This window comes from Anoxybacteroides voinovskiense (genome assembly GCF_014196205.1).
GTDB lineage: Bacteria > Bacillota > Bacilli > Bacillales > Anoxybacillaceae > Anoxybacteroides > Anoxybacteroides voinovskiense.
Genome location: NZ_JACIDE010000008.1, coordinates 94,093 through 120,453 on the forward strand (window position 1 = coordinate 94,093; position 26,361 = coordinate 120,453).

The window sequence follows — 26,361 nt, forward strand, 5'->3', positions numbered from 1 at the left end:
AACTACAAGATGGAGGGTTTGCGATGAACGCAAAAAAATGGACGATTTCTCTCGGGCTAACAATCGGAATCGTCACAGGTTCGATTTTTTTCACCCCGACAATCATGAAAGCGTCAGAAGAAGTCATTTTAGCTAGTGTCGACTGGGTAACGGCACAATTAAATCCAATCAAAACGCAGATAACTACTTTACAAGCAAAAATTGATGCCCAGCAAAAAGAAATCGACAGCTTAAAACAACAGTTAGCGAAACAAGCAGCGCTGCCGTCCACTGTTTATGCAACAAAAAGCAAAACAGCTATCCGCAGTGGAGCAAGCACAGTTTACAAAATCGTCGCCTATAAAAACGCAGGAGAATCATTAAAAGTCATTAGCGCTCTCTCCTCTTCGCAAGGAGTATGGTATTATGTACAAGCTTCGTCAACGGTAAAAGGATGGGTGTCCTACAGCGATGTGTCGACAATCAAAGGCACTGCAAGCAGCAGCCAAAAAACAGTCGTAACGATCGCGAAAACAAACATTCGAAAAGGAGCAAGCACGTCTTATCCGATTATTGAAACGGTCGAACGTGGAGCAATGCTTCTGTTCATTCAACCGTTTACAAATAGTCAAGGTGAAATATGGTATAACGTGCAAACAAACAGCGGGAAAAGAGGCTGGATGGCCGGATATTTAGGCGAGGTGAAGTGACGATGAAACACCTTCTTTCGCTTTTGTTTGCCGGCATCCTTTTCTTTGCGCTTCCCGTTTCGCCAAAAGCAATGGAAGTCGTAACGTACGCCAACCCTGTCAATGTTCTTGTGTATCAAGGAAACTCTGTTTCTATTTTAATTAACGGAAACTACCAATTGTTTAATAAACAAACAGGAGCGATTACACCGTTAAGTACGAACACGACGTTGACGGTTCAATACACGCCAACAGGTATTGTCGTTTCTGATGGGACATCCACTTACACATCGACGCTTGGGTTTACGATTCAAGAAACAAAAGGAGTATATGCTCTTTCCTTGCTCAAAGTAAACACCACATTGTATCGCGGCAGCGCGGACATTACAAGCCAAACGAACAAACTGCAAGTGGTTAATATACTTGACATGGAAGATTATTTAAAAGGAGTCGTGCCGAACGAAATGCCGTCCTCTTGGCCGAAAGAAGCGCTAAAAGCACAAGCCATTGCCGCAAGAAGCTATGCGGAAAAAACAAAAGGCACGCTAACAACGAACCCAAATACACAAGTATATGGCGGATATAGCAGCGAAAAAGCGACGACGAACCAAGCAGTCGATGAAACGAAAGGGCTGTACGTCAAATATAACGGTCAAGTCATTCAAGCGTTTTTCCACTCCACAAGTGGTGGGAAAACTGCAAATGTCGGGGACGTATGGAACTCTAACCAAAGCTTATTCCCTTACCTTTCAAGCGTGAGCGATCCGTACGAATCATCGCCGTATAGCAACTGGTCGTTTACGTTTACACCAACTACTATTTTACAGTCGTTCGGCTTTACTGCCTCTTCCACCGTTTTATATGACGTATCCATTACGAAAAAAGGAGTAAATGGCGAAATTGGCGCGGTTACCGTGATGACTTCTGCTGGGGAAAAAACGATTAGTGGCAACGAAAGCACGATTCGTAGCTTGTTTCCGATTAACGATACTCGCTATTACAACAAACTGCTCTCGAACTGGTTTACCATTACCGTTAATAAAGACGGGGGGTTATACGTACAAACCTTGGCAGGAAAAACCCCGCTATATTCATTAAGCGGACAGCAAGTCCAAACAACAGCTGGTGTTCAAGCCATTACAGATGCAGGAAACGTCAAAGTCCAAACGACGGATGGTGTAACTACTATTCCTTCGACAATCGGTACTGTCACTTCAGTAATCGTTAATGGAAAAGGGTGGGGACATCGCATTGGAATGAGCCAGTATGGGGCAAAAGCGTTTGCAGAACGCGGATGGACAGCCGAACAAATTTTGCAATACTACTTCAAAGGGGCTGTCGTTTCTAAATAAAAGAGCCTAGGCGATCATCCTAGGCTCTCTTTCTATTCCGTAAGATGTTGTAGTAAATCATCCACAATGCGAATCCACGAATATTCCTCAACGGCTAATTTTCTCCCGCTCTCTGACATCGTCTTATATTCTTCAGGAGAAATGGCAAGCAAGTGGCGAATTTCCGCTGCGATTCCTTCTGGATTTTCCGGCGGCGCAATCCGACCGCAATGATGCGTTAATAAAATTTGCGCGCTCTCGCCTTCCCCACAATAAAGCACCGGGGTTCCTGTCGCAAGCGCTGGGAAAATTTTTGACGGACGAGCCCCTTTAAATAAATCAATGTTGCGCAACGACACAATGCTGTAATCAGAAATCGAAAAAATTTCCGGCATTTTCGCAACCGGCACTGAACCGTAAAAGGTCACATTATCAAGCTGAAGCTGTTCCTTCATCTCGATTAACTTCTCTCGCTCTTGTCCGTCTCCAACAAATAAAAAGTGAACATTCGGGTGCTCGTTTTTCAACAAAGCAGCTGCCTCTAACACCGCATCTAGTCCTTGGGCATACCCCATCGTTCCTGCATACGTAAAGACGATTTTTCCTTCGAGTCCAATTTCTTTCACGAGTGCTTCGCTTTTTGGAAGCGGACGAAACACGTCCGTATTGACGCCATTCGGCAATAAAAACACATCGCTTGCCGGTTTACCGTGTTTAATCATGTATTCGCGAATCCCTTCGGTTGCCGTCGCAATTTTCCACGATTTTTTATATAAAAAATGTTCCAGCCATGTCGCCATCCGAATGAACGCTTTATTTTTTAAAATCCCTAATTCGACCGCTGATTCCGGCCAAATGTCGGCTACGTTAAATACAAATTTCGCCCGTTTCAGTTTTGCGCCAATATATCCAGTAATCCCTAAAAATAACGGTGGAGAATTGCAAATGATGACATCCGTCGGTTTCGCTTTCCAAAGCGAATAAAACGCGCTAAACGTAAACGAAAAATACGATGCCAACCTTTTCCAAAAACTACCTTTTGGCGATGGGTAAATCCACGTTCGATGGACAGGAATCCCGTCCCATTCCTCAAATAAATAAAACATCCCGCGATACTCTTCTGGAATAACCCCTTTCGGATGATGTGGGAACGCAGTCAACACTTCCACTTGGTGTCCACGTTTGATAAGCTCTTTACTAACCTCATACACCCGAATTTGCGGTGCGCCCGTCTCTGGTGGAAAATGTTGACATAAATAAATAATTCGCATCATGGCTGCAATTTTTCCCGCAAGTAATGTTCTAATTTATCTTTTAAATCTGGGCGCTTTAACGCAAAATCAATCGAGGCCTGCAAAAATCCAAACTTATCCCCCACATCATACCGAGTTCCTTTAATAATGTACGAATAAATTGATTCTTTCGAAAGCAACCGGTCAATAGCGTCGGTCAATTGAATTTCTCCTTTCGCATCTGGTTGCACTTCTTCAAGCATCTCAAAAATCGCAGGAGTTAAAATATATCTACCGATAATCGCCTGTGTAGAAGGCGCTTTTTCTACTGGCGGTTTTTCTATTAATCCTTTCACAGCAAACAATTCCCCATCTTGCCCGTTGTAATCAACTATTCCGTATTTATTCACTTCCGAGCGCGGAACATCTTTTACACCAAGCACGCTTGATTGCACGCGGTTGTATTGGTCGATCATTTGCTTTAATGCTGGGACATCGCTGTCGATAATATCGTCTCCTAATAGTACAGCAAATGGCTCGTTCCCGATAAATTTTTTCGCACACAATACGGCATGCCCTAACCCTAACGGCTCTTTTTGCCGAACATAATGAATGTCAACTAAGTTCGAGATCGACTCGACAACTTGTAACATATCATGCTTGCCCGTCCGCTCTAGTAACATTTCAAGTTCTACCGACTTATCAAAATGATCTTCGATTGCCCGTTTATTGCGGCCTGTCACGATAATAATATCTTCAATTCCTGAATGAACAGCTTCTTCAATAATGTATTGGATGGTCGGCTTATCGACAATCGGCAACATTTCTTTCGGCTGCGCTTTTGTCGCCGGCAAAAAGCGCGTGCCTAATCCCGCCGCGGGAATGACCGCCTTTTTAATCATCTCTCACACCCCGTTCAACGTTTTTTCATATAGTTTCAACATGCCATTCGCATTATCGATCCAATCATAATGTTCTTTCACATGTTGTATGCCGTTTCTCCCCATTCGGTGACGAAGATCTGTATCGCCGAGAAGTTTTTGGAACGCCGCCGCTAACGCTTCTGGATTTTCTTTCGGGACGATCAAACCAGTTATATCTTTTTTCACCACTTCGGGAAGCCCACCGACATTGGAGACAACGACCGGCACGCCGCACGCCATCGCTTCTACAGCCGCTACACCAAAACTTTCGCTATCTTCTGTAGACGGTACAGCAAAAATATCCATTTGATTAATGTAGTTCGGCACCTCGGTGTTTGGTACACGTCCTGTAAATGTCGTCACATGACAAATTCCGAGCGTTTCTACTAGTTGCTCGTACTCTTGGCGCTGCGGACCATCCCCAACAATCAACAAATTCGTGTTCGGATATTGTTGATGAATCATCGCAAACGCCTTAATTAAATCTGCAATGCCGTACTTATCAGAAAGGGCTTTTACCGTTCCAATCGTCACCGTATCCTTTTTCTGTCTTTCCATCGGGCGAAAAATAGACAAATCAACACCAAATGGCGTCACTTCTACAGGCTTATTCGTATATTTTTTCGTTTCCACTGCCATCACATGGCTTGTCGAACAAATCACATCCGCTTTTTTCAACGTAAACTCCACAATAGTGCGATTGATCGCATGTTGCTGCGGAAATTGGTAAATATCCCGTCCCCACACCGAAACGTAAAAAGGGTGATAATTCGCTAACGCCCCGACAAATCCATAACTCGACACGTAATGCGCGTGTAAAATGTCGGGTTGGAACGAAGCAAGCTGTTTTTTTAAGGCGAATACGCTCGAAATATAGGAGAATTTCCCGGGAAACCACTTCGGCAATACCCATGTTTCGACTTCTTTCGCATTCTCTGGCGAATAATGATCTTTAAACGTAATCACTTTGACATCAATGCCTTGCTGCTGATAAAACAAGGCCCATTTATGGGTGTGAATCGATTTGCTTGGGGCTAACAGCGCTACTTTCATGTGTCCTCCCTCGTTAACGTTTGCTTCACTTTTTCCACTCTCGCAAGCCAAGAATGTTTTTGCATAAATGTTTCCGAAATTCGCTGACGATAATATTCGCTTCGTTCAATCATCGTGCGAATCGCTTCGGCCATCGACAGTGGGGTATCTTCACAAATAACCCCGTATTCATCCGTTTCAATAAACCGCTGCTGCGCTAAGCAATTCGTCGCCACTACCGGCAATTCATTCGATAAATATTCCACCAGCTTTACCGGTACGGAGAAATCGTTGTATTCGCTGCGCAAGCGAGGAATAAACGCAAAATCCATTTGCTCGTATAGCCGATCTAGCTCGGCACCGCTAATATGTCGGACATCGACACCTAAACGGTGAATACGAGCTTTTTGTTCTTCGGGCAACGCTTCATACTCATTTTTCCGGCAAACAATGGTTAAATGAAGAAGCGGTGTTGGTTCATTCACTAATTCCAATGCATCAAGAAGCAAAAACAACCCGTAGTCTTCGTTATTAATGCCCCCGACATATACGGCTGACGCAACGGAATCGTTTCGTGTTTCTCGTTCAATCGCCCGTTGTTTCCCTCCCGGTGGAAGGTCGGTCATCGGACGGTTAATCGCTACATATTTCCCCATTTCATTGCTCGGTAAAAAAATGACGTCGCAATATGCTTCATAAAACCGCTCTTCCAACCGATAAATCGTTTGCATTACTTTCTTTTTCCAACCTTTTAACGGGTAAAGCTCGTCGAATTTCCAATAAACGTCTCGGTAAAACACGCCGACAGGTACGTTTCGTTTTTTTAAGTAGCGCAATATCGTCCAGTCGATAAACGGTTTTTTCGGCTTATGTCCTGGGTCTGTTAACCATAACGGAATCGTTTGGTTTTCCATATAGCAAAACCAAATGTCTTCTAGTTCCCCGCTATTGACGAGCTGACGAAATTGTTTCTCTCGTTCGGCTGACGTCCCAGAAATGAACAATATATTTACTCCATTTCGGCTTCCCCATTCGCAAAACGCCTTATACATTTCATGCGGTCTTAGTTTAGAGCCGCTGTTTGCTTGCTCCGCCAGCGTAAACGGATAATAGACGAGCACTTTTTTCATCGCAATCCCTCATCGAACACGAATTTTTTTCAACATCCCTCTTTTTTCAAGCCATGGCCAGACGTCTTCTTTTATACGCAAAAACAGCACTATTCCACCGAAAAGTATGACAAGCAACACCCAAATCGGATTAAATAAAAAGTCCGTAAATCCGCCGACAATCGTTCGTGGAATGTTGACAGAAAAATAAATGAACAAGCTAACAAACACCGGATTCTTCGGCAACCGAAGAAAACAAATGTATAACAGCTGAATCATCATCCCAATATAAACGGTCCCGACGATGATTCCAAGATAACCAAAGTTTGCATATGCCTCCGCGACAAATAGCGTGTTGAGCACCCCACCTGTACCGTCTTCAATCCTCTCTGGAAACACGTGCGCCATCACTATCCGTGCCGAACGAACGTTATCCACATCAAACAAGCTTGTCAAAATAGAAGGCAAGCTTCTTCCATGCAAAAAAGGAAGCGCCTCCCCAAACAAATTTAAATGTAAAAATGTCGGAGCGATTTGTGCGAAAATCATTCGCCCGATTGGTCCTTTATTATATGACAAAAACGATTCGGCATCACGTACTCCTTGAATAACAATATACATTCCGACTAAGGCAATGCTGCCCACTACACTATATGCCAGCACTTTTGCAGCCGATAATTTCGTTTTTCCAATGTAAATGCGCACAAGCAAAAACATAATCAAATAGAAGAAAATTGGCGATTTTGCCAAATCATATATACTGACAAAGACGGCCCCGGCAAACAAAACAAGAAATAACAATTTCCAACGCGCTTCATTTGTAAGCACAGCAAAAATGTATGCTATTAGCGACAACAATGGCGTTAAGGAGAGAGCGAAAATGTTACGAAACAATACATTTCCTTTAAAATGCATCGAAGCAGCAATTCGCAGTTCTGCTAAACTTGTATCTCCATGCCCTACCAGTAGTGCGAAAATAGGCACTTGTGGCGTCTTCCAAATCGTATATAAAATCGCTAATACACTTACAATCGATAAGGCAAGAAACCAATAAAAAAACTCGTTTCCATTCGCTCCTATTGGTTGAACAGGGCTCTGTAAATACCGATGAAATTCATGTTTCGGATGAAAGCCACATACTCGCGAAATAAATAGCATCGCAAGCGGCAAACAGACCATCACGAAGCAGACAACGGCAAATCCAATCACTCGGTACTCTTCCGGTCGAAATAATTTTTCCGTCATATAGTAATGATCGATTCCTAGCACAATCAATAAAGAGCCAATAAAACTAGAAATAAGTAGCGAATAATAATACACAAGCGACACAAGATTTGGTTTTACAACCGACAAACTGCCAGAGACATATCGAAACAATCCCGTCGACACCACTAGTACGATTAACCAAATAACAACATATAGCATCCTAATGCACCCTTATACGTGCTCAATTGCCTCAACAATTTTTTCGGCTGCTTTTCCGTCGCCAAATACGTCGGAATACACTGGACGAACATCTTTCTTTACCGCAGCAACAATTTTTTCGACGTCTGTGCCTACAAGAATGTTTGCTTCTGTTTCTAACGTTTCGACCCATTCCGTTTGTTCACGCACAGTGACGCACGGAACTTGCATAAAATATGCTTCTTTCTGCACACCGCCCGAGTCAGTAATAATTTTTTTCGCATTGCTTTCTAATGTCAGCATATCTAAATATCCGACCGGTTCAATCACTTTTAAATTCGGAATCGCTTCTACGCTCAGGCCGTATGACGCTAATTTATACTTCGTGCGCGGATGCATCGGCCATACTTTCACTTCTTCGATTTGCGCAAATGCTTCCAAAATATTTTTCATATTTTGTACATCATCTGTGTTTTCGGCACGATGAATGGTAATGAGGTGGTATTGCTTCGCCTCTAATCCAAGATCAGCAAGAATCGTTGATTTTTCTTGTGCCAATTCTTTATTGTATAACACCGCATCGTACATGACATCGCCGATGTTCAAGACGTTGCGAGTAATATTTTCGTTCTTTAAATTCTCCACTGCGGTATCTGTCGGACAGAATAAAAATTCGGATACATGATCAGTCATAATTCGATTAATTTCTTCCGGCATTTTTTTGTTAAAACTGCGCAAGCCTGCTTCCACATGAATAACAGGGATATGGAGTTTCGCAGCGACAAGCGCCCCAGCAAGCGTCGAGTTCGTATCGCCATATACGAGCACATAATCCGGCTGCTCGTTTAGGACGATTTCTTCTAATTTAATCATCATTTCGCCCGTTTGTTTGCCGTGAGTACCTGAGCCAACGCCAAGATGATAGTCTGGTTTTGGAATGTTCAATTCCGCAAAGAAAATATCCGACATGTTCGCATCGTAATGCTGCCCAGTATGAACGATAATTTCCGTATGCTTCTTCCGCAAGACGCGCGACACAGGAGCTGCTTTAATAAACTGCGGGCGCGCCCCTAAAATAGTAACAATTTTCATAGCCCATCCTCCTCGTAGTTAGCATTTCCATTATGACACATTTTCCATCACCGATTGCCGCCGAAAATCACGATCGACACGACTTATAGCTACCGTTGCAAGAAAATAAACCCAACTTCCTAAAATAAATAACATGCTCAAATGTTTTTCCTGCACATAAACAATGGCAACAGTACTAATCATCATATTCACAAATAAAAAAGCCATTTTCGCAAATGACACTGGCACATAATATACTTGTTGGCTTTTTCGAAAAATGAACCATACCGCAAAGGCGTATGTGACGACGTTAGCAATGACTGCCCCCCAACTAACGAAAAACGGCACGAGCGTAAAGTTTAGCACTATATTCATGAGCGCTGCAATCATAAATATACGAGTAATATAACCTGTTTCTTTTTTAAAGAACAGACCGACTGAAATAATTAAGTAATAGAAGTTTAAAAAGGTGACACACGACAAAAAAGGAATATATGGATACGCTTCATAATAGTCAGAAGTAAAAAATGTTCTCATGACCCACGGGCTAACTGTCGCTATTGCCATCACCCCAACAAGCCCTAAAAGCAATAACGCCATATAAATTTTTGCAAATATATACGGACTATCCTTTTTGTCTTTTACCGACATCGAATACGGACGCCACGCCATCTGCACCCCGCTTGTAATAAGCGTAATCATCATCGCTAAACGGAGGGCAACCCCGAACACGCCAACCTCTGCAAGCGAAGCAAACCGTTGAATGAAAAATGTGCTGGAATTGGCAATTACCCAAAACGCAATCGATGTCGGTGCTAACGGCGCAGCATACGCCAATAACTCTTTTAACACCGACCAATCGATGCGAAACTTCAAATAGTTCCATGTCATGCGCAACATCATGATAAACACGACAACGCTGCTTACTAGCCTTCCGATAAACAAAGCGCTTGGAGTAGGCGAGAAAAACTTTAGCGCCATATAGGAAAGAACAGCAACAAGCAACATTTTCAACACAGTAAACAGCACGACTTGCTTTGTTTGAAACTCGAAGCGCATCACTGTTGTTACTACAAGAAAAATCGTATCTAAAAGCAATGTCAATAAATTCACATATAGCAAATCGACATAGTGTGGATTTTCTAATATTTTTTCCGAAAACCACGGACCAGCGATGACGACAAGCAAAAATAACACTGCAACAACAAACAGACGAAAATACATGACGTTTTGCACGTACAACACTCGCTTGTCCTCATCTTTCGTGTCGTAATAATAAAAAGACAAAGCAGAGTCCGTTCCGAAAATTACTAAAAACGTTAACATCGATGTCAGCCGATCTAAAATATCCACTACTCCGTATTGCGTCTTCGATAAAAAACTCGTGTACACCGGCAACATCACAAACGCAATCAATTTAGTGCCTACGTTCATGAATGCGTAAAGGAGCGAATCCGCTCCTAAACGCTTAATTTGTGATAGCAATTATAACAACTCCCGTTCATCCACCATTTTGCTGAATTTCGCTGGAAGCCCTTTAACGACTGTTTTCGGTTCGGTATCTTTTGTTACAAGCGCACCTGCAGCGACAAACGTTTCTTCGGCAATTGTAATACCTGGCAAAATAATGGAAGCTCCACCGACACGCGCACCGCGTTTAATCGTTGCGCCTTTAATTTTCGAGAATCGTTCTTCTGTTCGCCCCATGTAATTGTCGTTTGTCGTTGTGACACACGGCGCGATAAACACGTGGTCTTCTAACGTCGAATACGCAGTAATATAAGAATTCGATTGAATCTTTGTCCGGTCGCCAATTTTTACATAGTTTTCTATACATACTCCGCGCCCAACAATGACGTATTCGCCGATTTCCACGTTTTCCCGCACGCTTGCTAAATCCGCTACGAGCGTATTTGCTCCAATTACCGCACCGCGATAAATGACCGCATTCGCACCAATCGTACAATTTTCACCGATAACAAGTGCAGGTACGTCGCCGGTAAGTTTGACAGTACTCGTTTTGGCTGGTTTTGGCGGTTTCCCGAGCACAGCGCCATCGGCGACGGTCGTTCCGTCGCCAATGACCGTTCCTTCATGAATGGTCACGCGATTGCCGATGGTGACATTTTTTCCGATTTTTACCCCTTTTTCAATGACCGTAAAATAACCGACTGCTACTGTTTCATCAAGCATAACTGAAGGATCAATAAAGTTCATCTGTCTTTTCTCCTCACCGTTATAGTTTTACGTACTTGTTCGGTTTTTCCACATCTTTTAACGCGTTACGCGTATCGAAAATGACTGGGCTATTTTGTGCAATCATTTCATAATCAAAGGTCGAATGATCGGTTGTAACGAGTACGATGTCAGACCGCTGCAACAATTCTGGCGTCAGTGCTACCGTTTCAATGACGCGGTTGCACGCGCGGAACGATGGAACATATGGGTCAACGACCGTAAATTCCGCTCCATGTTGCTCTAATAACTCGACAATTTTTAATACTGGGGATTCTCGCACATCGTCAATGTCTTTTTTATACGCAACCCCTAGTACTGTCACTTTTGAACCGCGAAGTGCTTTTCCTTCTTCGTTTAAAATGTGCATCGTACGATGGATGACGTATTCAGGCATCGCGTTATTAATTTCCCCCGCTAATTCAATAAGGCGTGTATGGTAGTTATATTCGCGCGCTTTCCATGTTAAATAGAACGGGTCAATCGGGATGCAATGTCCGCCTAACCCTGGACCTGGGTAGAACGCCATAAAGCCGTATGGCTTCGTTTTCGCTGCTTCAATGACTTCCCACACATCGATGCCCATTCGTTCGCAAAGAATCGCCATTTCGTTTGCTAAGGCGATATTAATATGGCGGAACGTATTTTCAAAAATTTTCTCCATTTCAGCGACTGCTGGGCTTGACACTTCGTGAACATCGCCTTCTAGTACCGAACGATAAAGTGCCGAAGCGACTTTCGTACATTTTTCTGTCACGCCGCCCACCACTTTTGGCGTGTTTTTCGTTTTAAACACCTTGTTCCCTGGGTCGACGCGCTCAGGAGAATAAGCGACGAATACTGTTTCTCCAACGACCAATCCTTTTTTCTCTAACGCTGGCTTAACAATTTCTTCTGTCGTTCCAGGATACGTCGTAGACTCTAGGACGACTAACATACCTTCGTGTGCATATTTAGCAATTTCATTCGCGGAGCTTTCCACATAGGACGTATCTGGCTGATGATGCTCATCAAGCGGTGTCGGAACAGCAATCGCTACCGCGTCCACTTCCGCAATGCGCGCATAGTCCGTTGTTGCTTGTAAATAACCTTGTTTCACCATTTCATGTAAATCTTCATCGACGACATCACCGATATAGTTAATGCCTCTATTTACTTGGTCTACCCGGCTTTGTTGAATATCAAAACCAATAACTTTAAAGCCCGCTTTTGCTTTTTCCACCGCAAGCGGCAAGCCGACATATCCTAACCCGACTACTCCGATGACTGCCTCTTTTTTCTCAATTTTATTTAATAATTGTTCGTAATAGTTCATTGTGACCGTTCCTTTCTTATGATAGTATAACCTTTCTTCCTGTTTCTGCTGATTCTAAAATCGCTAAAATAAGCTTCACAGGCGCAAGACCGTCTTCTCCTGTCACAATCGGCTCGCGATCTTCTCGTATCGCTTGAATCATATCTTCCACAATGCACTGATGTCCTGGTTTTCCAAATGGGTCGTTATTAATTTCGGCAATGACTTGTGCTTTTTCTTCTTCTGTTACTCCTTCGATATCCCACGTCTCAATAAAATTCGCTGTTCGACCGCCAATTTTCACCGATGCTTTTTCGCCGAAAATCGCAATCGACTCTTCTAAGTTTTTCGGATAAATCGTAGTAGCCGCTTCAATGACTCCGAGCGCTCCGTTTTTAAACTGCACGACGGCTGCCGCCACATCTTCTGTTTCAATATGGCGCAGCCTTGTCGCCGCCATCGCTTGCACCGATTCGACTGGCCCCATTAACCAAAGCATTAAATCAAGGTCATGAATCGCTTGGTTCATCAGCACGCCGCCATCAAATTCTTTCGTCCCGCGCCATGGCGCTTGGTCGTAATAGGCTTGGTTGCGATTCCAACGAACGGTAGCGTTGGCGTGGCTCAGTTTCCCAAATGCCCCTTCTTCCATTTTTTGTTTCAACTTTTGAATCGCTGGGCGGAAACGGTTTGGATGAACGACGGCAAGCTTCACGCCGTTTTCTTTCGCCACTCGAATCATTTCTTCCGCGTCTTCTATTTTTAACGCCATTGGTTTTTCGACAATGATATGGCGTTTATAGTTTGCTACAATATTCGTCAGCTTCGCATGGAGCCCAGAAGGTACGCATATGTTAACGACAGCAATATCTTCATTTTCTTTTAACATCGTTTCTAAATCGGTATATGTTTTCACTTCTTCTGGAAATCCTGTTAAACGCTCTCGGTTCGTGTCGCACACCGCGGCAAGCACCGCTCCTTCGGTGTTTTCAATCGCTTCAATATGTTTTTTAGCGATGTGCCCCATCCCGACAATCGCAAATTTAACCATGATAGTACCTCCTAGCATCGAACACATACTTCATCAAAGTAAGGAAAATAAAAGTCAAAAACACGCCGAAGACAAGACCGCTCGCAATCGATTCTTTTGCATACGATTTCGATGGAGCGACTACTTCGGAAAGAACCGATGGCTTTTCATAAAATGCTAAATCGCCGCGAACACGATTTGCCGTTTCCATCGTTTTCGTTAAATCGTTTTGTGCCTCCACTAGCAAATCGGTTGTACTTTCGATTTGCTGCGGGGTGAGAGACGATGAGTTGAGTTTTTCGTTATAGCGGTCAATCAATGCCTGCAATGTCTTCGTCCGCTCGTCTAACGAGTTCAAATACGTATTTGTCACATCAAGCCGTTCTTTCGAATGTCGTTGCAGTTTTTCGTTATAATCTGCAACAATCGTATGCAAATCTTGTTGCACGCTTTTTTCATCATTTCCTTTTACCGTGATTTTTACGTATTTTTCTTCCGGCACCACAATATCGACAGTATTTTTCACATTCGGCAGTTGCGCCATAATATTATCTGGGTTTGTTAAATCTGATACGTTAATCGACCCGGTAAACACGAGCGCTTTTCCGGTATATTTAGCGTGGTTCATTACAAGTTGTACACCGAAAAACATTAGTAGCGCCATCACCGGTGGAATGATCACAAACCAAATTTTCTTTTTCCAAAAATACGAAAGATATTCGTATAACACGAACCTTTGTTTTTCCGCTGACAAAAGACTCACCGTCCTTATTCTAACTATTTTCGCATCTGCAGATATTCAGTAAGAAAACGCCCCCTGCACGCAAGCGGCGACGTTTTCTCATCGTATCACTTTTTAGGCGTGTTTATTAATGAATAAAAACTAGTGGACGCTACCTTAGCTTTTTTACCGACTGGCCGAAAAGCTTGTATGTAGCGGCTATGTTTTTTATAAAATAATACGCCCGTAATCACTTTTTATAAAACTCGGCAATTTTCTCGACAACGTATTGTTGTTGCTCTACTTTCAATTCTGGGAACATCGGCAATGATACCGCTTCTTTTGCTGCTTTTTCCGCTTCTGGAAGATCTCCTTCTTTATAGCCGAGCTCTTGGAATACTGGTTGTAAATGTAGCGGAAGCGGGTAATATACCATTGTCGCTACCCCGTTTTCTTTTAAGAACGCTTGCAGCTCGTCGCGTTTCGGTACACGAATCGTATATTGATGGAAAACGTGGTAATGACCTTCTACTTCCACTGGCGTTACGACAACGTCACCAAGCATTTCATTTAATAGGTGTGTATACGTTGACGCGCGTTCACGACGCAATTCCGACCACTCATTCAGGTGCGGGAATTTCACGTTTAAAATCGCTGCCTGCATTTCGTCTAAGCGGCTATTGTATCCTAAGACGTGATGATAATACTTTGGTTTACTTCCATGCACACGAATGACGCGGCATTTTTCCGCAATTTCATCATCGTTCGTCACAATCATGCCGCCGTCCCCGTAAGCACCTAAGTTTTTCGTCGGGAAGAAGCTGTACGTTGCCGCCGTACCAAGCTCACCAACGTTTTTCCCTTTATATTTTGCGCCGATCGCTTGCGCAGCATCTTCAATGATAAAAAGCCCGTGCTTCTTCGCGATTTCTACAATTGGATCCATATCGGCCATTTGTCCGTATAAGTGAACCGGAAGAATCGCTTTCGTTTTTTCCGTAATCGCTTCTTCAATTTTTGCCGGATCGATGTTAAACGTGACTGGGTCAATGTCGACAAATACTGGTTTCGCTCCTGCGCGGACAATCGCACCGCCTGTTGCGAAAAATGTAAATGGCGTTGTAATTACTTCATCCCCAGGCCCTACCCCAGCGGCTTGTAATGCTATATGTATCGCATCGCTTCCATTCCCGCAGCCAATGCCGTGCTTGACGTTACTATAGGCCGCGACGTCGGTTTCTAACTTTTTGACATGATCGCCTAAAATAAAACGCGACGAGCTCATCACTTCGTCTAATACCGTTAACATTTCTGCGCGTAAACGTTGATATTGCTCGCTTAAGTCTAACATTGGTACTTTCATGAAAATTCCTCCAATAAGTTGGTATCAATTTATAACACGTTTAGTTTATCACATTTTTTTCTTCATATAGTGCTCTTTTTTGACAAAATTCGTATATTGTTATCGAAAAAACCGTTTGTACCTACGAAAGACACAAACGGTCAACCTGTTGTTTATCGGTGATCGCCATATACTTTTCTTCCGCCGCGAACAAGTTTGCGAACAATTGTCATAAACGGCTTGTACTGTTCATTGACAAGCCCGATTACTTCTGCCAATACTTCTCCTAAAATGAGCAACCCGAAAAGAATTAACACCGATTGCCATAGCGTCGACGAAGAAAATAAAATCGCACTAACGCCAAACATAATGCCAAAGCAGTAAATAAGTAGAACCGTGTTTCGGTGCGAAAACCCAAGTGCCAATAATCGGTGGTGCAAATGTGATTTATCCGGCGCCGAAATCGGCTTTTTATTGACGATGCGGCGGATAATCGCAAACGTCGTATCAAAAATTGGTACCCCTAAAATAATAACGGGTACGACAAAACTAAACAACGTCACACTTTTATACAGACCAAGAAGCGACAATACAGAAATGGCGTACCCTAAAAATAACGCGCCTGTATCGCCCATAAAAATTTTCGCTGGATGGAAGTTGTAGAATAAAAAGCCAATAATGCTGCCTAATATAATAAGGGATAAAGTAAAAATCAACATCTTGCCCGCCATTCCGGCTAGCGTGGCAATCGTCGCAATCCCAATAGCAGAAATACCTGCCGAAAGGCCATCAAGACCGTCAATTAAATTAATTGCGTTCGTAATGCCAACAATCCAAAAAACAGTCACTGGATAACTCCATAGCCCAATATCAAATTTACCTATAAATGGAATCGATAGCAATTCCACCTTTAATCCTGACGCGACAACGAGACAAGCCGCCAATAACTGTCCAAGAAACTTGACCCTTGGCGAAAGCTCGTACAAATCATCCAGCATTCCAATCAAAACGATTAAGATGGCGCCAACCGTAATGCCTGTCACTTTCTCGTGATACACCCCTCCGACAAAATAACCGACGGTGACACCAATAAAAATCGCCAATCCCCCGAGACGCGGCATAATACGCGTATGCACTTTTCGCTCATTCGGTTTGTCGATTGCACCGATTTTAATCGCAAACTTTATCACCAAAGGCGTCACAGCAATAACTGTCAGAAATGACACAAAAAACGCCAAAATTGCTTGCATGTTCATAAACAGATCACCTTTGACCTATAAATAGTTACACATCATTTTTATGTTACCACATAAGCGGCGTAAATCAATCTTTTTTTGCTTCAAAACATTCGGCAAGTTTGGATAATCCAATGGATATTTGTATTTTTTTCCTAATACAATTCCATGCAGTTGCACTTTGCCATAGTATGTTATAATTCGTCTAGGAATGAATTTAAGTAGGAGAGGGAACTATGCTAACAAAAGTGAAAGAGCTGTTTAACGAAAGTGCCCGCGATATCAAACGGTTGCGCAAACTTGTTGACAAAGTGAACGAGCAAGAAACATACGTCGCTTCGTTAAACGATGAACAGTTGAAAGCAAAAACGATGGAGTTTAAAGAACGTCTCCAGCAAGGACAAACATTAGATGATTTAAAAATTGAAGCGTTTGCTGTCGTGCGCGAAGCCGCAAAACGCGTGCTTGGACTTCGCCATTATGACGTACAGCTAATCGGCGGCTTCGTTTTACATGAAGGAAATATTGCGGAAATGCAAACGGGAGAAGGAAAAACGTTAGTTGCGACGCTTCCGAGTTATTTGCACGCCCTTGAAGGAAAAGGGGTGCATATTATTACCGCCAACGAATATTTAGCGCGGCGCGACCGAGAACAAATGGGGAAAGTGTTCGAATTTTTAGGGCTGTCTGTCGGCCTAAACATTTCGCAAATCTCTCCGCAAGCGAAAAAAGAAGCGTATCAAGCGGACATTACATACGGAACAGGGACGGAATTTGGCTTCGATTATTTGCGCGACAATATGATCTATGATATTCGCGAGAAAGTGCAGCGCAAGCTTCATTACGCCATCGTCGATGAAATTGACAGCATTTTAATCGATGAAGCGCGCACGCCGCTCATTATCGCAAACAAATCGAGCATCGGCGCTGAATTGTTCCAAGTAACCGCACAAATCGTTCGGCAATTTAAGCAAGACGAAGATTACGAATTGTATCCAGAAACAAAACAAATCTTTTTAACCGACGCTGGAGCAGCAAAAATTGAACAAGCGTTTGGCATTGATAACTTATACGATGCCGAGCATCAAGCGTTGTTGCATAACGTTATGCAATCGCTGCGCGCGTTTGTGATTATGAAACGCGATGTCGACTATATCGTCAAAGACGGAAAAGTGCTTCTCGTTGACCAATTCACTGGACGCATTATGGAAGGACGGACGTTCAGCGATGGGCTTCATCAAGCAATTGAAGCGAAAGAAGGTGTCGAGATTACAGAAGAAAACGACGTGCAAGCAACGATTACCATCCAAAACTACTTCCGCATGTACGAAAAATTATGCGGCATGACAGGAAGCGCAACCCCGTCGAAAGACGAGTTTTGGGACACGTATCATTTGCATGTCGTCACCATTCCAACAAACAAGCCACGGCGCCGTGTGGACATGGACGATCTCGTCTATCGCACATATGAAGCGAAAGCGAAAAAAATTGTTGCTGAAGTAAAAAAAATGCACGATCTCGGTCGCCCTGTCTTAATCGGGACGACATCGATTGCGCAGTCGGAACGATTGTCAAAGTATTTAACGAAACATGGCATTCAACACCAAATTTTGAATGCGAAAACAGAAGAAGACGAAGCACGAATCATTGCCCTTGCTGGACAAAAAGGGCAAGTGATGCTCGCAACTAACATGGCAGGACGAGGAACAGATATTTTATTAGGAGAAGGCGTCGCAGAGCTTGGCGGCTTGCATATTATCGGCACTGAACGTCATGAAAGCAACCGGATCGACATGCAGCTGCGCGGTCGTGCGGGACGACAAGGAGACCCAGGCTCTTCGCAATTTATCATTTCGTTAGAAGATGAACTGTTCAAATCATATGATAAGGAAGAGCTAGAAAAATGGCTTAGCAAAGTGAAAACAAATGACGAGGGGCTCGTTATTTCTCCAGACCCTGTAAAATTTGTCCGCAAAGTGCAAGAAACAGTCGAACACGCACATTATTCGGCTCGCGCCCATTTATTAAAGCTCGACTCTGTCATCGATCGACAAAGCAAAATCATCTATCAAATGCGCGACCGCATTTTAGCGTGTGAACCGACAGAGATGATGGCAGAAATACTGGAGTATATCAAAAACTATTTAACACAAACAATCGAAAAATATTGTTTGCCAGACGTTTTTTATGAGGAATGGAACACGAAAGGCTTGTATGAAGAATTGTCGTTCGTATTTTTACGCTTCCATAAAACGTGCGACGATTTAAAAGAACTAGAAAAAGAGCAGATCGAACAAATCGTTTTCGAAGAATATGAGAAACTAAAAGAAGACTTATTCACACTAAAAGACGACGAGTCGCTTGCCGCTCAGCTCAAACGATTTATGATTCAAACAATCGATTCGCACTGGATTCGTCATCTCGATACGATTACGAACATAAAAGATGGCATCCATTTGCGTGGATACGGCCAAGAAGACCCGTACCGCCTATTTGAAATCGAGGCGTTTCATGAATTTGTCCATCTCCAGCAAGAAATTCAAGCCGATATTTCGATTCGCTTTATGAACTACGTCAAAAACCAATTTGAGTTAGACGGCAATGAGGAGGGTACGGAATGATTTTTAAACGAAAAACAAAAACAGCAGCACCGAATGCAGAAGCACTTTCTCATTCGACTTCTAAGGAAGAACAAACGATAGAGGAAGTAAAGACAACGCTATCGTTCCATCCGGACTGGGACGTATCGCCACAGGAGCGATACGTCTACCAGTTTCATCACCAGCAGCTTCCGCCGCTAAAACCGAATCAACTTTCCATTTCGGGAATGAAGCTGATTGAATACAACGACGGGTTTGTTGTCGTCGCCTTTTTACGAAGCACACTGCCGAAACCAGTCCGGTTTGAGCAAATCAACTTGCTGCTTTTAGATGAGAACGGACAAGCCATCGCCAAGCGGGCATTTGCGATGGACAGCTTTGGGGAGCTTCCGCCGATGACCGCAAGACCGTGGCGCTTCCTCTTCTCGGCGGAAGATAAACTCGTAGACAAAATTCCACAGGAAGGGTGGAAGATTGCGTTTGAACTAAAACAAGCTCCGAAGCGCGAAGACCATCGCCTCGATTTAGAAGCAAGCTGGGAACAAGCGTTATCGACGCAGCAACGCGAACATTTACAAAAATTAATCGAAACATTGCCGCCGCTTTCTGTCGGAGAAATTAACTTTATGGGGCTTGAAGCAAAACTCAATGAAAAGCGCGATTTAGTCGTCACGTTGCTCATTCGCAACGGAAGCGACAAACATATTCAGCTCGAGCAAATCCCGCTCGTCGTGGAAGATGCGTCTGGCGATGTCATTTGCAAAGGGGTATTTCAGCTAGAGCAATTCGAAGTAAAAGCGAATACAAGTAAACCGTGGACGTTTATTTTCCCAGCTACTCTATTGCTAAAAGAAGATGTGAATTTAACGAAATGGAAAGTATACCCGCCAAAAGCATAAGAAAAGCGCGTAAACTTCGCTAAATAGGTTTAACCGTCCCAGCGCTAGACGGAGCGAATTCCACCGATGTGAGCTTTAAAGACAAAAAAGATGCTGTTTCGAGCAGGGAAAACTCCTTGCTTCAAACAGCATCTTTTTATGTATTAATGCCAGCCAAGGCGGTTATAGCTTTGTAACGCAGCCACTTCTTCGTCGCTGTCGAAGTAACGGCGCGCTCCTAAATATGTTTTTCGCCAATACGACTCATCTAAATCAGAGATAATGACCCCTTTATCGCTTGCATGGATAAATTTATCGTCCCCGATGTAAATGCCCGTATGAGAAGCCGTTTTTTTATACGTCGTAAAAAAGACTAAGTCGCCAACAGCCAACTCTTCTTTCGACACTTTCTTTCCGCGCCGGTACTGCTCTTCTGCTGTTCTCGGAAGGGAAACACCAAACTCTTGGTATACATACGTGACAAATCCAGAACAATCAAAACCTTTCGGCGTCTTTCCGCCCCATTTATACGGAACGCCGACGTATTGCTTGCTAAATGCAACGATGTCTAATTCTTCCGCAAACGCATAATGCCCGCTCAAAAACACAAAAAGTGAAACGATTACCATCGCCAGCCGTTGTTTCATTTGTCTCCCCCTATCAAAGCAACTCGCTCTTTCCCTTTGAAATCGGTTGCAAATCCAGTTGTTTCATTCCACCTCACCAAAATTCTACCTTATTTCTTTCCGTTATTGTGTTTCATTCCTATTAAAAATTCATGGTTATATTACATTTTCGTTACAACATTTACTATTAAATTGCAAAGTTCTACAAATTTTTTAATAGAAAAAGCCGGCTCCCGTACGAGAACCGGCTGTAACGCTTATTTTGCCACACTAAATTCGACATACGCTCCTTTTTTCATCAAAACGCCATCTTTGCTTTTCACCGTCGGCGGAACGACTAACAAATAGGATGTCCCCTTTTTCAACAAGCTTTTCGGCTTCATGACAAGCTGCGTTCCTTTGCTCACTTGCACCGTTACCGGCACTTCTTGCCCGCCTAGTTCATATAGCTTAATACCGAGTTTGCTTGTATCGCTAATTGCTAGTTTACGAGAAAATTTCATCGTGAATTGTTTATTCGTCGGTACGTTTCGTAACTTCCCTAGCGATTGATACGCACGATACTGTTTTAAAAGCAAATCACGATGCGCCGCATACAATTCTTTATTCACTGCCGTCCACACATCCGGCTTCACTCCAACTTCGTGAATCGTCGTTCCGTTCGGAGAGAAGAAGCGAGCCACTGTCAGTTTCAAAACACTTCCATCGGTCAATTGAAAAATTTGCTGCATCGAGCCTTTTCCGAACGTTCGTTGTCCGTATAATACTGCTGCCTTCTGATCTTTCACAGCCGCTGCGACCATTTCAGAAGCGCTAGCACTTGAAGCGTTGACAAGCATGTCAATTGGACCGTTCATTTTGACGGATTGTGCAATGGCGTCATATACTTCTGGGACGTTCGAACGGTCGCGCAGCTGAAACGCTTTTGTCACGTTTGGGAAAAAGCCAAGAATTTGCTGAGCGGCATCTACGTACCCTCCTGGATTGTTGCGCACATCAAAAATCCATCCTTTCACCCCAGAAAGAGAGCGAATTGCTTGAGCAATCTCGTCCACTGAACCACTATCAAAACTGTACAAGCGAATGTAGCCAATATTACCTGCTAATCTAGAAAACTCAACATTCGGCCAGTTAATTTTCTCGCGCGTGACATCAAGCGTTAACGTTTCGTTTGTGGTTGGACGAAGCACCTTTAGATGAGCCGTTGTTCCCTCTTGCCCAGTGATGAGCGCCACCACCTGTTCGCTCGTTTTTCCTGCTAACGATTGACCATCTACTTCTGTAATCACATCGCCTGCGCGCAAGCCGGAACGCTCTGCCGGACCCCCTTTTAGCACAGATGTCACTTTGATTCCTGCGGTATCCATATCAAACGTAATACCAATCCCAACGAAATCCATGTTAATGGAGTCAAGGAATTGTTGATATTCCTGTGCCGTCATATACGTCGAATATTTGTCTAAATGTTGGACGATTTCTTGCGGTGTGGAGCCGTTCAATACGTTTTCGTTGACAACGTCCACATAATAATCGCGAATGTACTGGCGAATTTCATCAAGTGTACTTGTCGATGTCGTTTCCGCTGAAACACTGAACGCAGACGTCGTCAATGAAAATAAAAAAACAAACGGAATAAAAAATTTTCTCATCATTTCCCGCATCACTATTCCCCTTCTTTCGCAAGGTCGTTTACTGTACTTCTAAAATAACTGGTGCTTGAAACTCTTCTAAATAACGACTTAGGGCAGCTTTTGCCTTTGCATCTTTTACATGCGGCAACCATTGTTCACAAAGCAAAAGCAACCGCTCCGCTTTTGCGATATCCTCTTGTTCATAAGCTGTGAGGATGCCATCAAACGCCAACATAATGTTCATCGGATAAAACGCTCGCTGTTTTGCCGCTTCCGCTGGTCGAACGAACGTATTTGTCATCTTTTGGCGTACAGAAGACCCGCTCACCTTTTGAATGAGCGCCTTCGTCTTTTTCAATTGTTGGTCAAAAGAAGCATACGCATCATACACCGTTTCTACTTTTCCTAATGCTAGTGACTGCTCGATGTGCGATTTGTCCGACAAAAGCCGCTCTCCGCTTTCCATCGCACGAATATAGTACGACGCTTGAACAATCGTGCGATTTACTGCTTTTAGCCGCTCACGATAGCGCTGTTTCATTTCACCTTCCTTTAATTGCTCGACTTGCCGTTTTGTTTCGTAATAGCTCTTCTTTGCCTTGTTATACAAGGCATACGGTTTGGACAATTGGCGGGAGTGGATCGTTTGTTCTAACTGTTCGGCATAGCGTTCTAGTTTCCCGATATCTGAAGATAACGATGCTGCTTCGACAGCACGCACGGGAAACGCTGCCGCTAGGAGAACAAGCAAAAACAAAGCAGCGAACATTCGCCGGATGTTCGAGTGGTTCATGACATTCACCTACTATTCTTGTAAATATATACTTCATTTTAATAGAATATCTGCCAAATGAAAACAACAATTGTTTTTTATTTTTTGAAATAAGCGGCAACAATAGAAAAACAAGGGGAATACCCCTTGTTTTTACGTAAAATCTGGCCAGTTTATTTGCTGTTCATCGCCTTCAATTTTCGCTAACGTCCGATAACGGAACGGAAGCAGTTCCTTGTCAGTCTTATGTAAAAATGGTTTGGCGAGTTCAAACGGAATTAAATCAAATTGTTCTTTGTTTTCCGCAATCAAGTATAACCCAACAACTTGCCCTTTGTTCGACAAATCTAACGTGAGGAACGCCGGATAATACGTTCCGTCGTTTGCTTCGAGCACCGCTTTCGCCGTTACTAAGCCATCCCCTTCTATTTCCACGTCATCATTTTCGATTTTTTCCAATATCTTAACAACCCAGCCTTGCTTTTTATAACCTCCGATTAATTTAGGAGGGTTTTCTTGTAGTTGCTTCCATACTTCTTGATTTGTCATAAGCGTGTAACCCCCTCCGCTTTCCTACAATTTTTCAAGCGATTCTGTTTTATCATATACATACTTTCGCGAGAAATGCAAACGTTTTTCGTTGGAAATTGAAGTCATCCCACCTGTTCAAGAAAGAAAAAAGGGGCGTAAAAATAAGCCCCTAGTTGTAAATCACTTGAATGTCATCAATATATATCGTGCCTGCGTTTTTGTTTGTTTCGTTCACTTCCATGTAGCGAATAGGCATTTCTAGTGCTACTGGCCATTCGACATTCGCTGGAATGTCAGCCGTGACATATTTCCATCCTGTCCAGTCGACACTTTTGGAAAAATCAAGCCAATACCGTTTGCCGCTATTATCTTTCACTTGTGCTCGCAGCCAATGTCCTTTTGCATCTCCATATACCCACATGCCAATTTTCGTCGGGTGGCCTTTTAGAGGAATGCTCGTCTGCGCGACTACGTACACGCCGGATACTCCGGTTTTGCCGCTGAAGTCGTAATCAATTTGTAGCGCTTGCTTGCCGTTTTTAACGACTTCCTTTGTTAATAATACGTTGGCAAAAGTGTAATTTGCCCCGGACGTAAACCAAGAGAGGCTACTTTTTTCAAAATCATCAAGTAGCAAAGTATCCGGAACGCCAACGGTAATTGAGATTGTCACCGTTTGCGAGCCTAAGCGAATTGTCAGTGTTCCAGCCCCTTTTTTATTGCTAGCTCGGAATACGCCATTTTCCACTTTTCCTAATCCATTTGATACCGTATACGAAAAGGCGCTTTCGTTCACAATGACTTTTTTTCCTTTGTAAACCGCTTCAACCGTCAACGGTTGCTCACTATTTTCCCGCACATAAATTTCCTTCGGTTGTACGACAAGCTTATCGACGTCGGTAACGACATGTACGTTCATCGTTCCAGAGACGTTGCCGGAAGAAGCAGTAATCGTTCCGTCTATCGGTCGTTTCGCAGCAACGAAAGAACCGTCTTGCAAAAACATCCCCGCATTGGACGTCCATGTCAACGGCTGCTGCAGCGGAACGGTTGTCCCCAGCATCGTCACTCCTTTAGCCGTTAACCCGAGCGAATACGTCCCTCCTGCCCACACGGTGATGTCTTGCGGGGTGATAACGAGCTGTTTCACTTCCGTTGCTTGTCCTTTATACACAACAAGCAACGCGTTCGCTACCGGTCGAGCAAATCCGTCGGATGGTTTGTTCGCGACAACAAGCGTTCCGTCTTTTTGACGGACAACAAATGTGGACGAACCGCCTCCATCTAACGTCATCGCCTCCACCGCACCGAAGTCTTTCATCAGCTTGGCTAGTTCATTTAACGTCACACCGTTGCTATAGTCTGGGTTTCGTCCATCGACTACGACAGTAAAGATGTTGCCGTTTTGGTCAATGCCAATCGCCGTGCGCGGATGCACCCCAGCAATGGCAAACGACTGTACGACACCGTGTTTCACGAGATAATACCGACCGCCAAGCGCTTCCTTTACGCCGTTCCATGCCGGTTGGTCATATTGAAGCGAAATTTGTACCGTATCGCCGACCTTCGCTTGTTGCAAGTAACTGCTTGCTTCTCCGTGACCAGACAAGACGATTTCACCTGGAAGGAGCGGTTCATTCCCGACGCCGACAATGACTTCTTTCACCGTTCCCGTAACTATGCCGTTTCCGTTCAACTTGCCCTGAACGTTCGTTAACACGACTTCTGTCCCAAGTGAATTCGTCTGCGTCGAAGCAGCGAAGTATGGCGTATACAAGACAAGGTGATTCGCATCGCGCCGCTTGTTGATCGAATGAATAATATGACTGTTTGTCCCGTTAATCGTCATTTCCATCGTCACGTCTGGATTGCCGATTAGCGGTTTTCCGTTGGTATCAATGCCGAAAATGACCCGTTCGTCAACAGGAGTAGTATTCGTTATGATAATCTCCCCGTTATGCACCATTAAATCGGTCGGCGAGCCATTGTCTTTAAAATAATCACCATTAACCGCTCCGAGCACAAAATGACCGTCTACATTGGCACGGTTCGCTTGTTGAAGAACGGGTTCAATGCCAAGCACCTGCTCGTTCGATAGTGCTGTTTCCACACCGATGTTGGTCGCGCCTGTTTTAATCTCGAGTTTATAGACGTGCTGCTTGCCTCTGGCACTATTAATCTCTAATTCTGATTTTTCCACTCCTGGCACCATCACAGTGGACGATTCGCTCATCACATGCCCAAGCGATAGTTTTTTTATGCTGTACCATTCTGGATTGACGAGCTTTAACTTTTCTTGCGGCGGCGTTTTATATAGGACGTATCCTTTCATGTTCGTGACATAAAGATTACTGCCAAGCCCGTATTGCTTGCCGTCATAAGAATAGACGCGATAATGCTCTTTTGGTTTCAACACGCGCACAAATTGCAATGTTCCGTTCGCTTTTTTCCATAGATTAATTGGTTTAACGATTTCAATTTTGCCAATCTGTCCTTTTACAAGCTTTTCTCCTTCCCAGTACACGGTCGTTGCTGCTTGAACATTTGACACCGACAATGCCCCGACAAGCAAAGCTGCAAAGAAAAGACTAGCCAACCACTTGCGAAACATGACAAACGCTCCTTTTACTAGTTTCATAGACTCCTTTCGACATACATTTTCTATTATACGACAAAAAAGGCGAGAGTTTCCACGT

At 43.6% G+C, this 26,361-nt stretch carries 22 protein-coding genes; 4 read left to right on the forward strand and 18 right to left on the reverse strand.

Features of this window, described 5'->3' with window-relative positions:
- Nucleotides 1–23: 23 nt before the first annotated feature.
- The gene (locus tag GGR02_RS07460) at nucleotides 24–689 is read left to right on the forward strand and encodes an SH3 domain-containing protein (RefSeq protein WP_183184104.1); all 666 of its coding nucleotides are present in this window, start codon (nucleotides 24–26) and stop codon (nucleotides 687–689) included.
- A 2-nt stretch (nucleotides 690–691) separates the two neighbouring features.
- Nucleotides 692–2,020, forward strand: a complete 1,329-nt coding sequence (locus tag GGR02_RS07465) for a SpoIID/LytB domain-containing protein (RefSeq protein WP_183184105.1) — start codon at nucleotides 692–694, stop codon at nucleotides 2,018–2,020.
- A 32-nt stretch (nucleotides 2,021–2,052) separates the two neighbouring features.
- Here the strand turns inward: GGR02_RS07465 and GGR02_RS07470 are convergent, their stop codons facing one another.
- The 13 genes from GGR02_RS07470 to GGR02_RS07530 all read right to left on the reverse strand — a co-directional run bounded on the left by GGR02_RS07470 (nucleotide 2,053) and on the right by GGR02_RS07530 (nucleotide 16,648).
- Nucleotides 2,053–3,270 carry a glycosyltransferase family 4 protein gene (locus GGR02_RS07470; RefSeq protein WP_183184155.1) on the reverse strand — a complete coding sequence of 406 codons (1,218 nt, stop codon included), beginning with the start codon at nucleotides 3,268–3,270 and terminating at the stop codon, nucleotides 2,053–2,055.
- Nucleotides 3,270–4,133 (reverse strand): UTP--glucose-1-phosphate uridylyltransferase GalU, encoded by an 864-nt coding sequence (gene galU / locus GGR02_RS07475; RefSeq protein WP_183184106.1) that lies wholly within the window; start codon nucleotides 4,131–4,133, stop codon nucleotides 3,270–3,272. Before galU ends, GGR02_RS07470 begins: the two co-directional genes overlap by 1 nt.
- A 3-nt stretch (nucleotides 4,134–4,136) precedes the next feature.
- Nucleotides 4,137–5,207, reverse strand: a complete 1,071-nt coding sequence (locus tag GGR02_RS07480) for a glycosyltransferase (protein ID WP_183184107.1) — start codon at nucleotides 5,205–5,207, stop codon at nucleotides 4,137–4,139.
- Nucleotides 5,204–6,316 carry a glycosyltransferase gene (locus GGR02_RS07485; protein WP_183184108.1) on the reverse strand — a complete coding sequence of 371 codons (1,113 nt, stop codon included), beginning with the start codon at nucleotides 6,314–6,316 and terminating at the stop codon, nucleotides 5,204–5,206. Before GGR02_RS07485 ends, GGR02_RS07480 begins: the two co-directional genes overlap by 4 nt.
- A gap of 9 nt (nucleotides 6,317–6,325) precedes the next feature.
- Nucleotides 6,326–7,720 carry an O-antigen polymerase gene (locus GGR02_RS07490; RefSeq protein WP_183184109.1) on the reverse strand — a complete coding sequence of 465 codons (1,395 nt, stop codon included), beginning with the start codon at nucleotides 7,718–7,720 and terminating at the stop codon, nucleotides 6,326–6,328.
- A 12-nt stretch (nucleotides 7,721–7,732) separates the two neighbouring features.
- Complete coding sequence (wecB, locus tag GGR02_RS07495) at nucleotides 7,733–8,791, reverse strand: non-hydrolyzing UDP-N-acetylglucosamine 2-epimerase (protein WP_183184110.1); 1,059 nt, start codon at nucleotides 8,789–8,791, stop codon at nucleotides 7,733–7,735.
- A 30-nt stretch (nucleotides 8,792–8,821) separates the two neighbouring features.
- Nucleotides 8,822–10,255 carry a lipopolysaccharide biosynthesis protein gene (locus tag GGR02_RS07500; protein WP_183184111.1) on the reverse strand — a complete coding sequence of 478 codons (1,434 nt, stop codon included), beginning with the start codon at nucleotides 10,253–10,255 and terminating at the stop codon, nucleotides 8,822–8,824.
- On the reverse strand, nucleotides 10,256–10,987 hold the full coding sequence (locus GGR02_RS07505) for an acyltransferase (RefSeq protein ID WP_183184112.1): 732 nt from the start codon (nucleotides 10,985–10,987) through the stop codon (nucleotides 10,256–10,258). It lies immediately after the preceding gene.
- Between the two features lie 19 nt (nucleotides 10,988–11,006).
- On the reverse strand, nucleotides 11,007–12,320 hold the full coding sequence (locus GGR02_RS07510) for a nucleotide sugar dehydrogenase (protein ID WP_183184113.1): 1,314 nt from the start codon (nucleotides 12,318–12,320) through the stop codon (nucleotides 11,007–11,009).
- Between the two features lie 16 nt (nucleotides 12,321–12,336).
- Nucleotides 12,337–13,350 carry a Gfo/Idh/MocA family protein gene (locus GGR02_RS07515; protein ID WP_183184114.1) on the reverse strand — a complete coding sequence of 338 codons (1,014 nt, stop codon included), beginning with the start codon at nucleotides 13,348–13,350 and terminating at the stop codon, nucleotides 12,337–12,339.
- On the reverse strand, nucleotides 13,343–14,092 hold the full coding sequence (locus tag GGR02_RS07520) for a lipopolysaccharide biosynthesis protein (protein WP_229706120.1): 750 nt from the start codon (nucleotides 14,090–14,092) through the stop codon (nucleotides 13,343–13,345). The genes GGR02_RS07515 and GGR02_RS07520 overlap by 8 nt, the downstream gene beginning before the upstream one ends.
- Nucleotides 14,093–14,300: 208 nt before the next feature.
- A complete protein-coding gene (locus GGR02_RS07525; protein WP_183184116.1) occupies nucleotides 14,301–15,413 on the reverse strand; it encodes a DegT/DnrJ/EryC1/StrS family aminotransferase in 1,113 nt (370 codons plus the stop codon).
- Nucleotides 15,414–15,565: 152 nt separating this feature from the next.
- Complete coding sequence (locus GGR02_RS07530) at nucleotides 15,566–16,648, reverse strand: glycosyltransferase family 4 protein (RefSeq protein ID WP_183184117.1); 1,083 nt, start codon at nucleotides 16,646–16,648, stop codon at nucleotides 15,566–15,568.
- Between the two features lie 215 nt (nucleotides 16,649–16,863).
- Here GGR02_RS07530 and secA2 point away from each other — a divergent pair, with 215 nt between their 5' ends.
- Entirely contained in the window at nucleotides 16,864–19,248 is a 2,385-nt protein-coding gene (gene secA2, locus GGR02_RS07535; protein WP_183184118.1) for an accessory Sec system translocase SecA2, read from the forward strand.
- Complete coding sequence (locus GGR02_RS07540) at nucleotides 19,245–20,126, forward strand: accessory Sec system S-layer assembly protein (protein WP_183184119.1); 882 nt, start codon at nucleotides 19,245–19,247, stop codon at nucleotides 20,124–20,126. The genes secA2 and GGR02_RS07540 overlap by 4 nt, the downstream gene beginning before the upstream one ends.
- 143 nt (nucleotides 20,127–20,269) lie before the next feature.
- Here GGR02_RS07540 and GGR02_RS07545 read toward each other — a convergent pair whose 3' ends face one another.
- The 5 genes from GGR02_RS07545 to GGR02_RS07565 all read right to left on the reverse strand — a co-directional run bounded on the left by GGR02_RS07545 (nucleotide 20,270) and on the right by GGR02_RS07565 (nucleotide 26,303).
- The gene (locus GGR02_RS07545; protein WP_183184120.1) at nucleotides 20,270–20,752 is read right to left on the reverse strand and encodes a C40 family peptidase; all 483 of its coding nucleotides are present in this window, start codon (nucleotides 20,750–20,752) and stop codon (nucleotides 20,270–20,272) included.
- A 236-nt stretch (nucleotides 20,753–20,988) separates the two neighbouring features.
- A complete protein-coding gene (locus GGR02_RS07550; RefSeq protein WP_229706119.1) occupies nucleotides 20,989–22,392 on the reverse strand; it encodes a S41 family peptidase in 1,404 nt (467 codons plus the stop codon).
- 28 nt (nucleotides 22,393–22,420) lie between these two features.
- On the reverse strand, nucleotides 22,421–23,155 hold the full coding sequence (locus GGR02_RS07555; RefSeq protein ID WP_183184121.1) for a hypothetical protein: 735 nt from the start codon (nucleotides 23,153–23,155) through the stop codon (nucleotides 22,421–22,423).
- Between the two features lie 132 nt (nucleotides 23,156–23,287).
- Entirely contained in the window at nucleotides 23,288–23,683 is a 396-nt protein-coding gene (locus tag GGR02_RS07560) for a hypothetical protein (RefSeq protein WP_183184122.1), read from the reverse strand.
- A 151-nt stretch (nucleotides 23,684–23,834) separates the two neighbouring features.
- Nucleotides 23,835–26,303 (reverse strand): phosphodiester glycosidase family protein, encoded by a 2,469-nt coding sequence (locus GGR02_RS07565; protein WP_229706117.1) that lies wholly within the window; start codon nucleotides 26,301–26,303, stop codon nucleotides 23,835–23,837.
- Nucleotides 26,304–26,361: the final 58 nt, after the last annotated feature.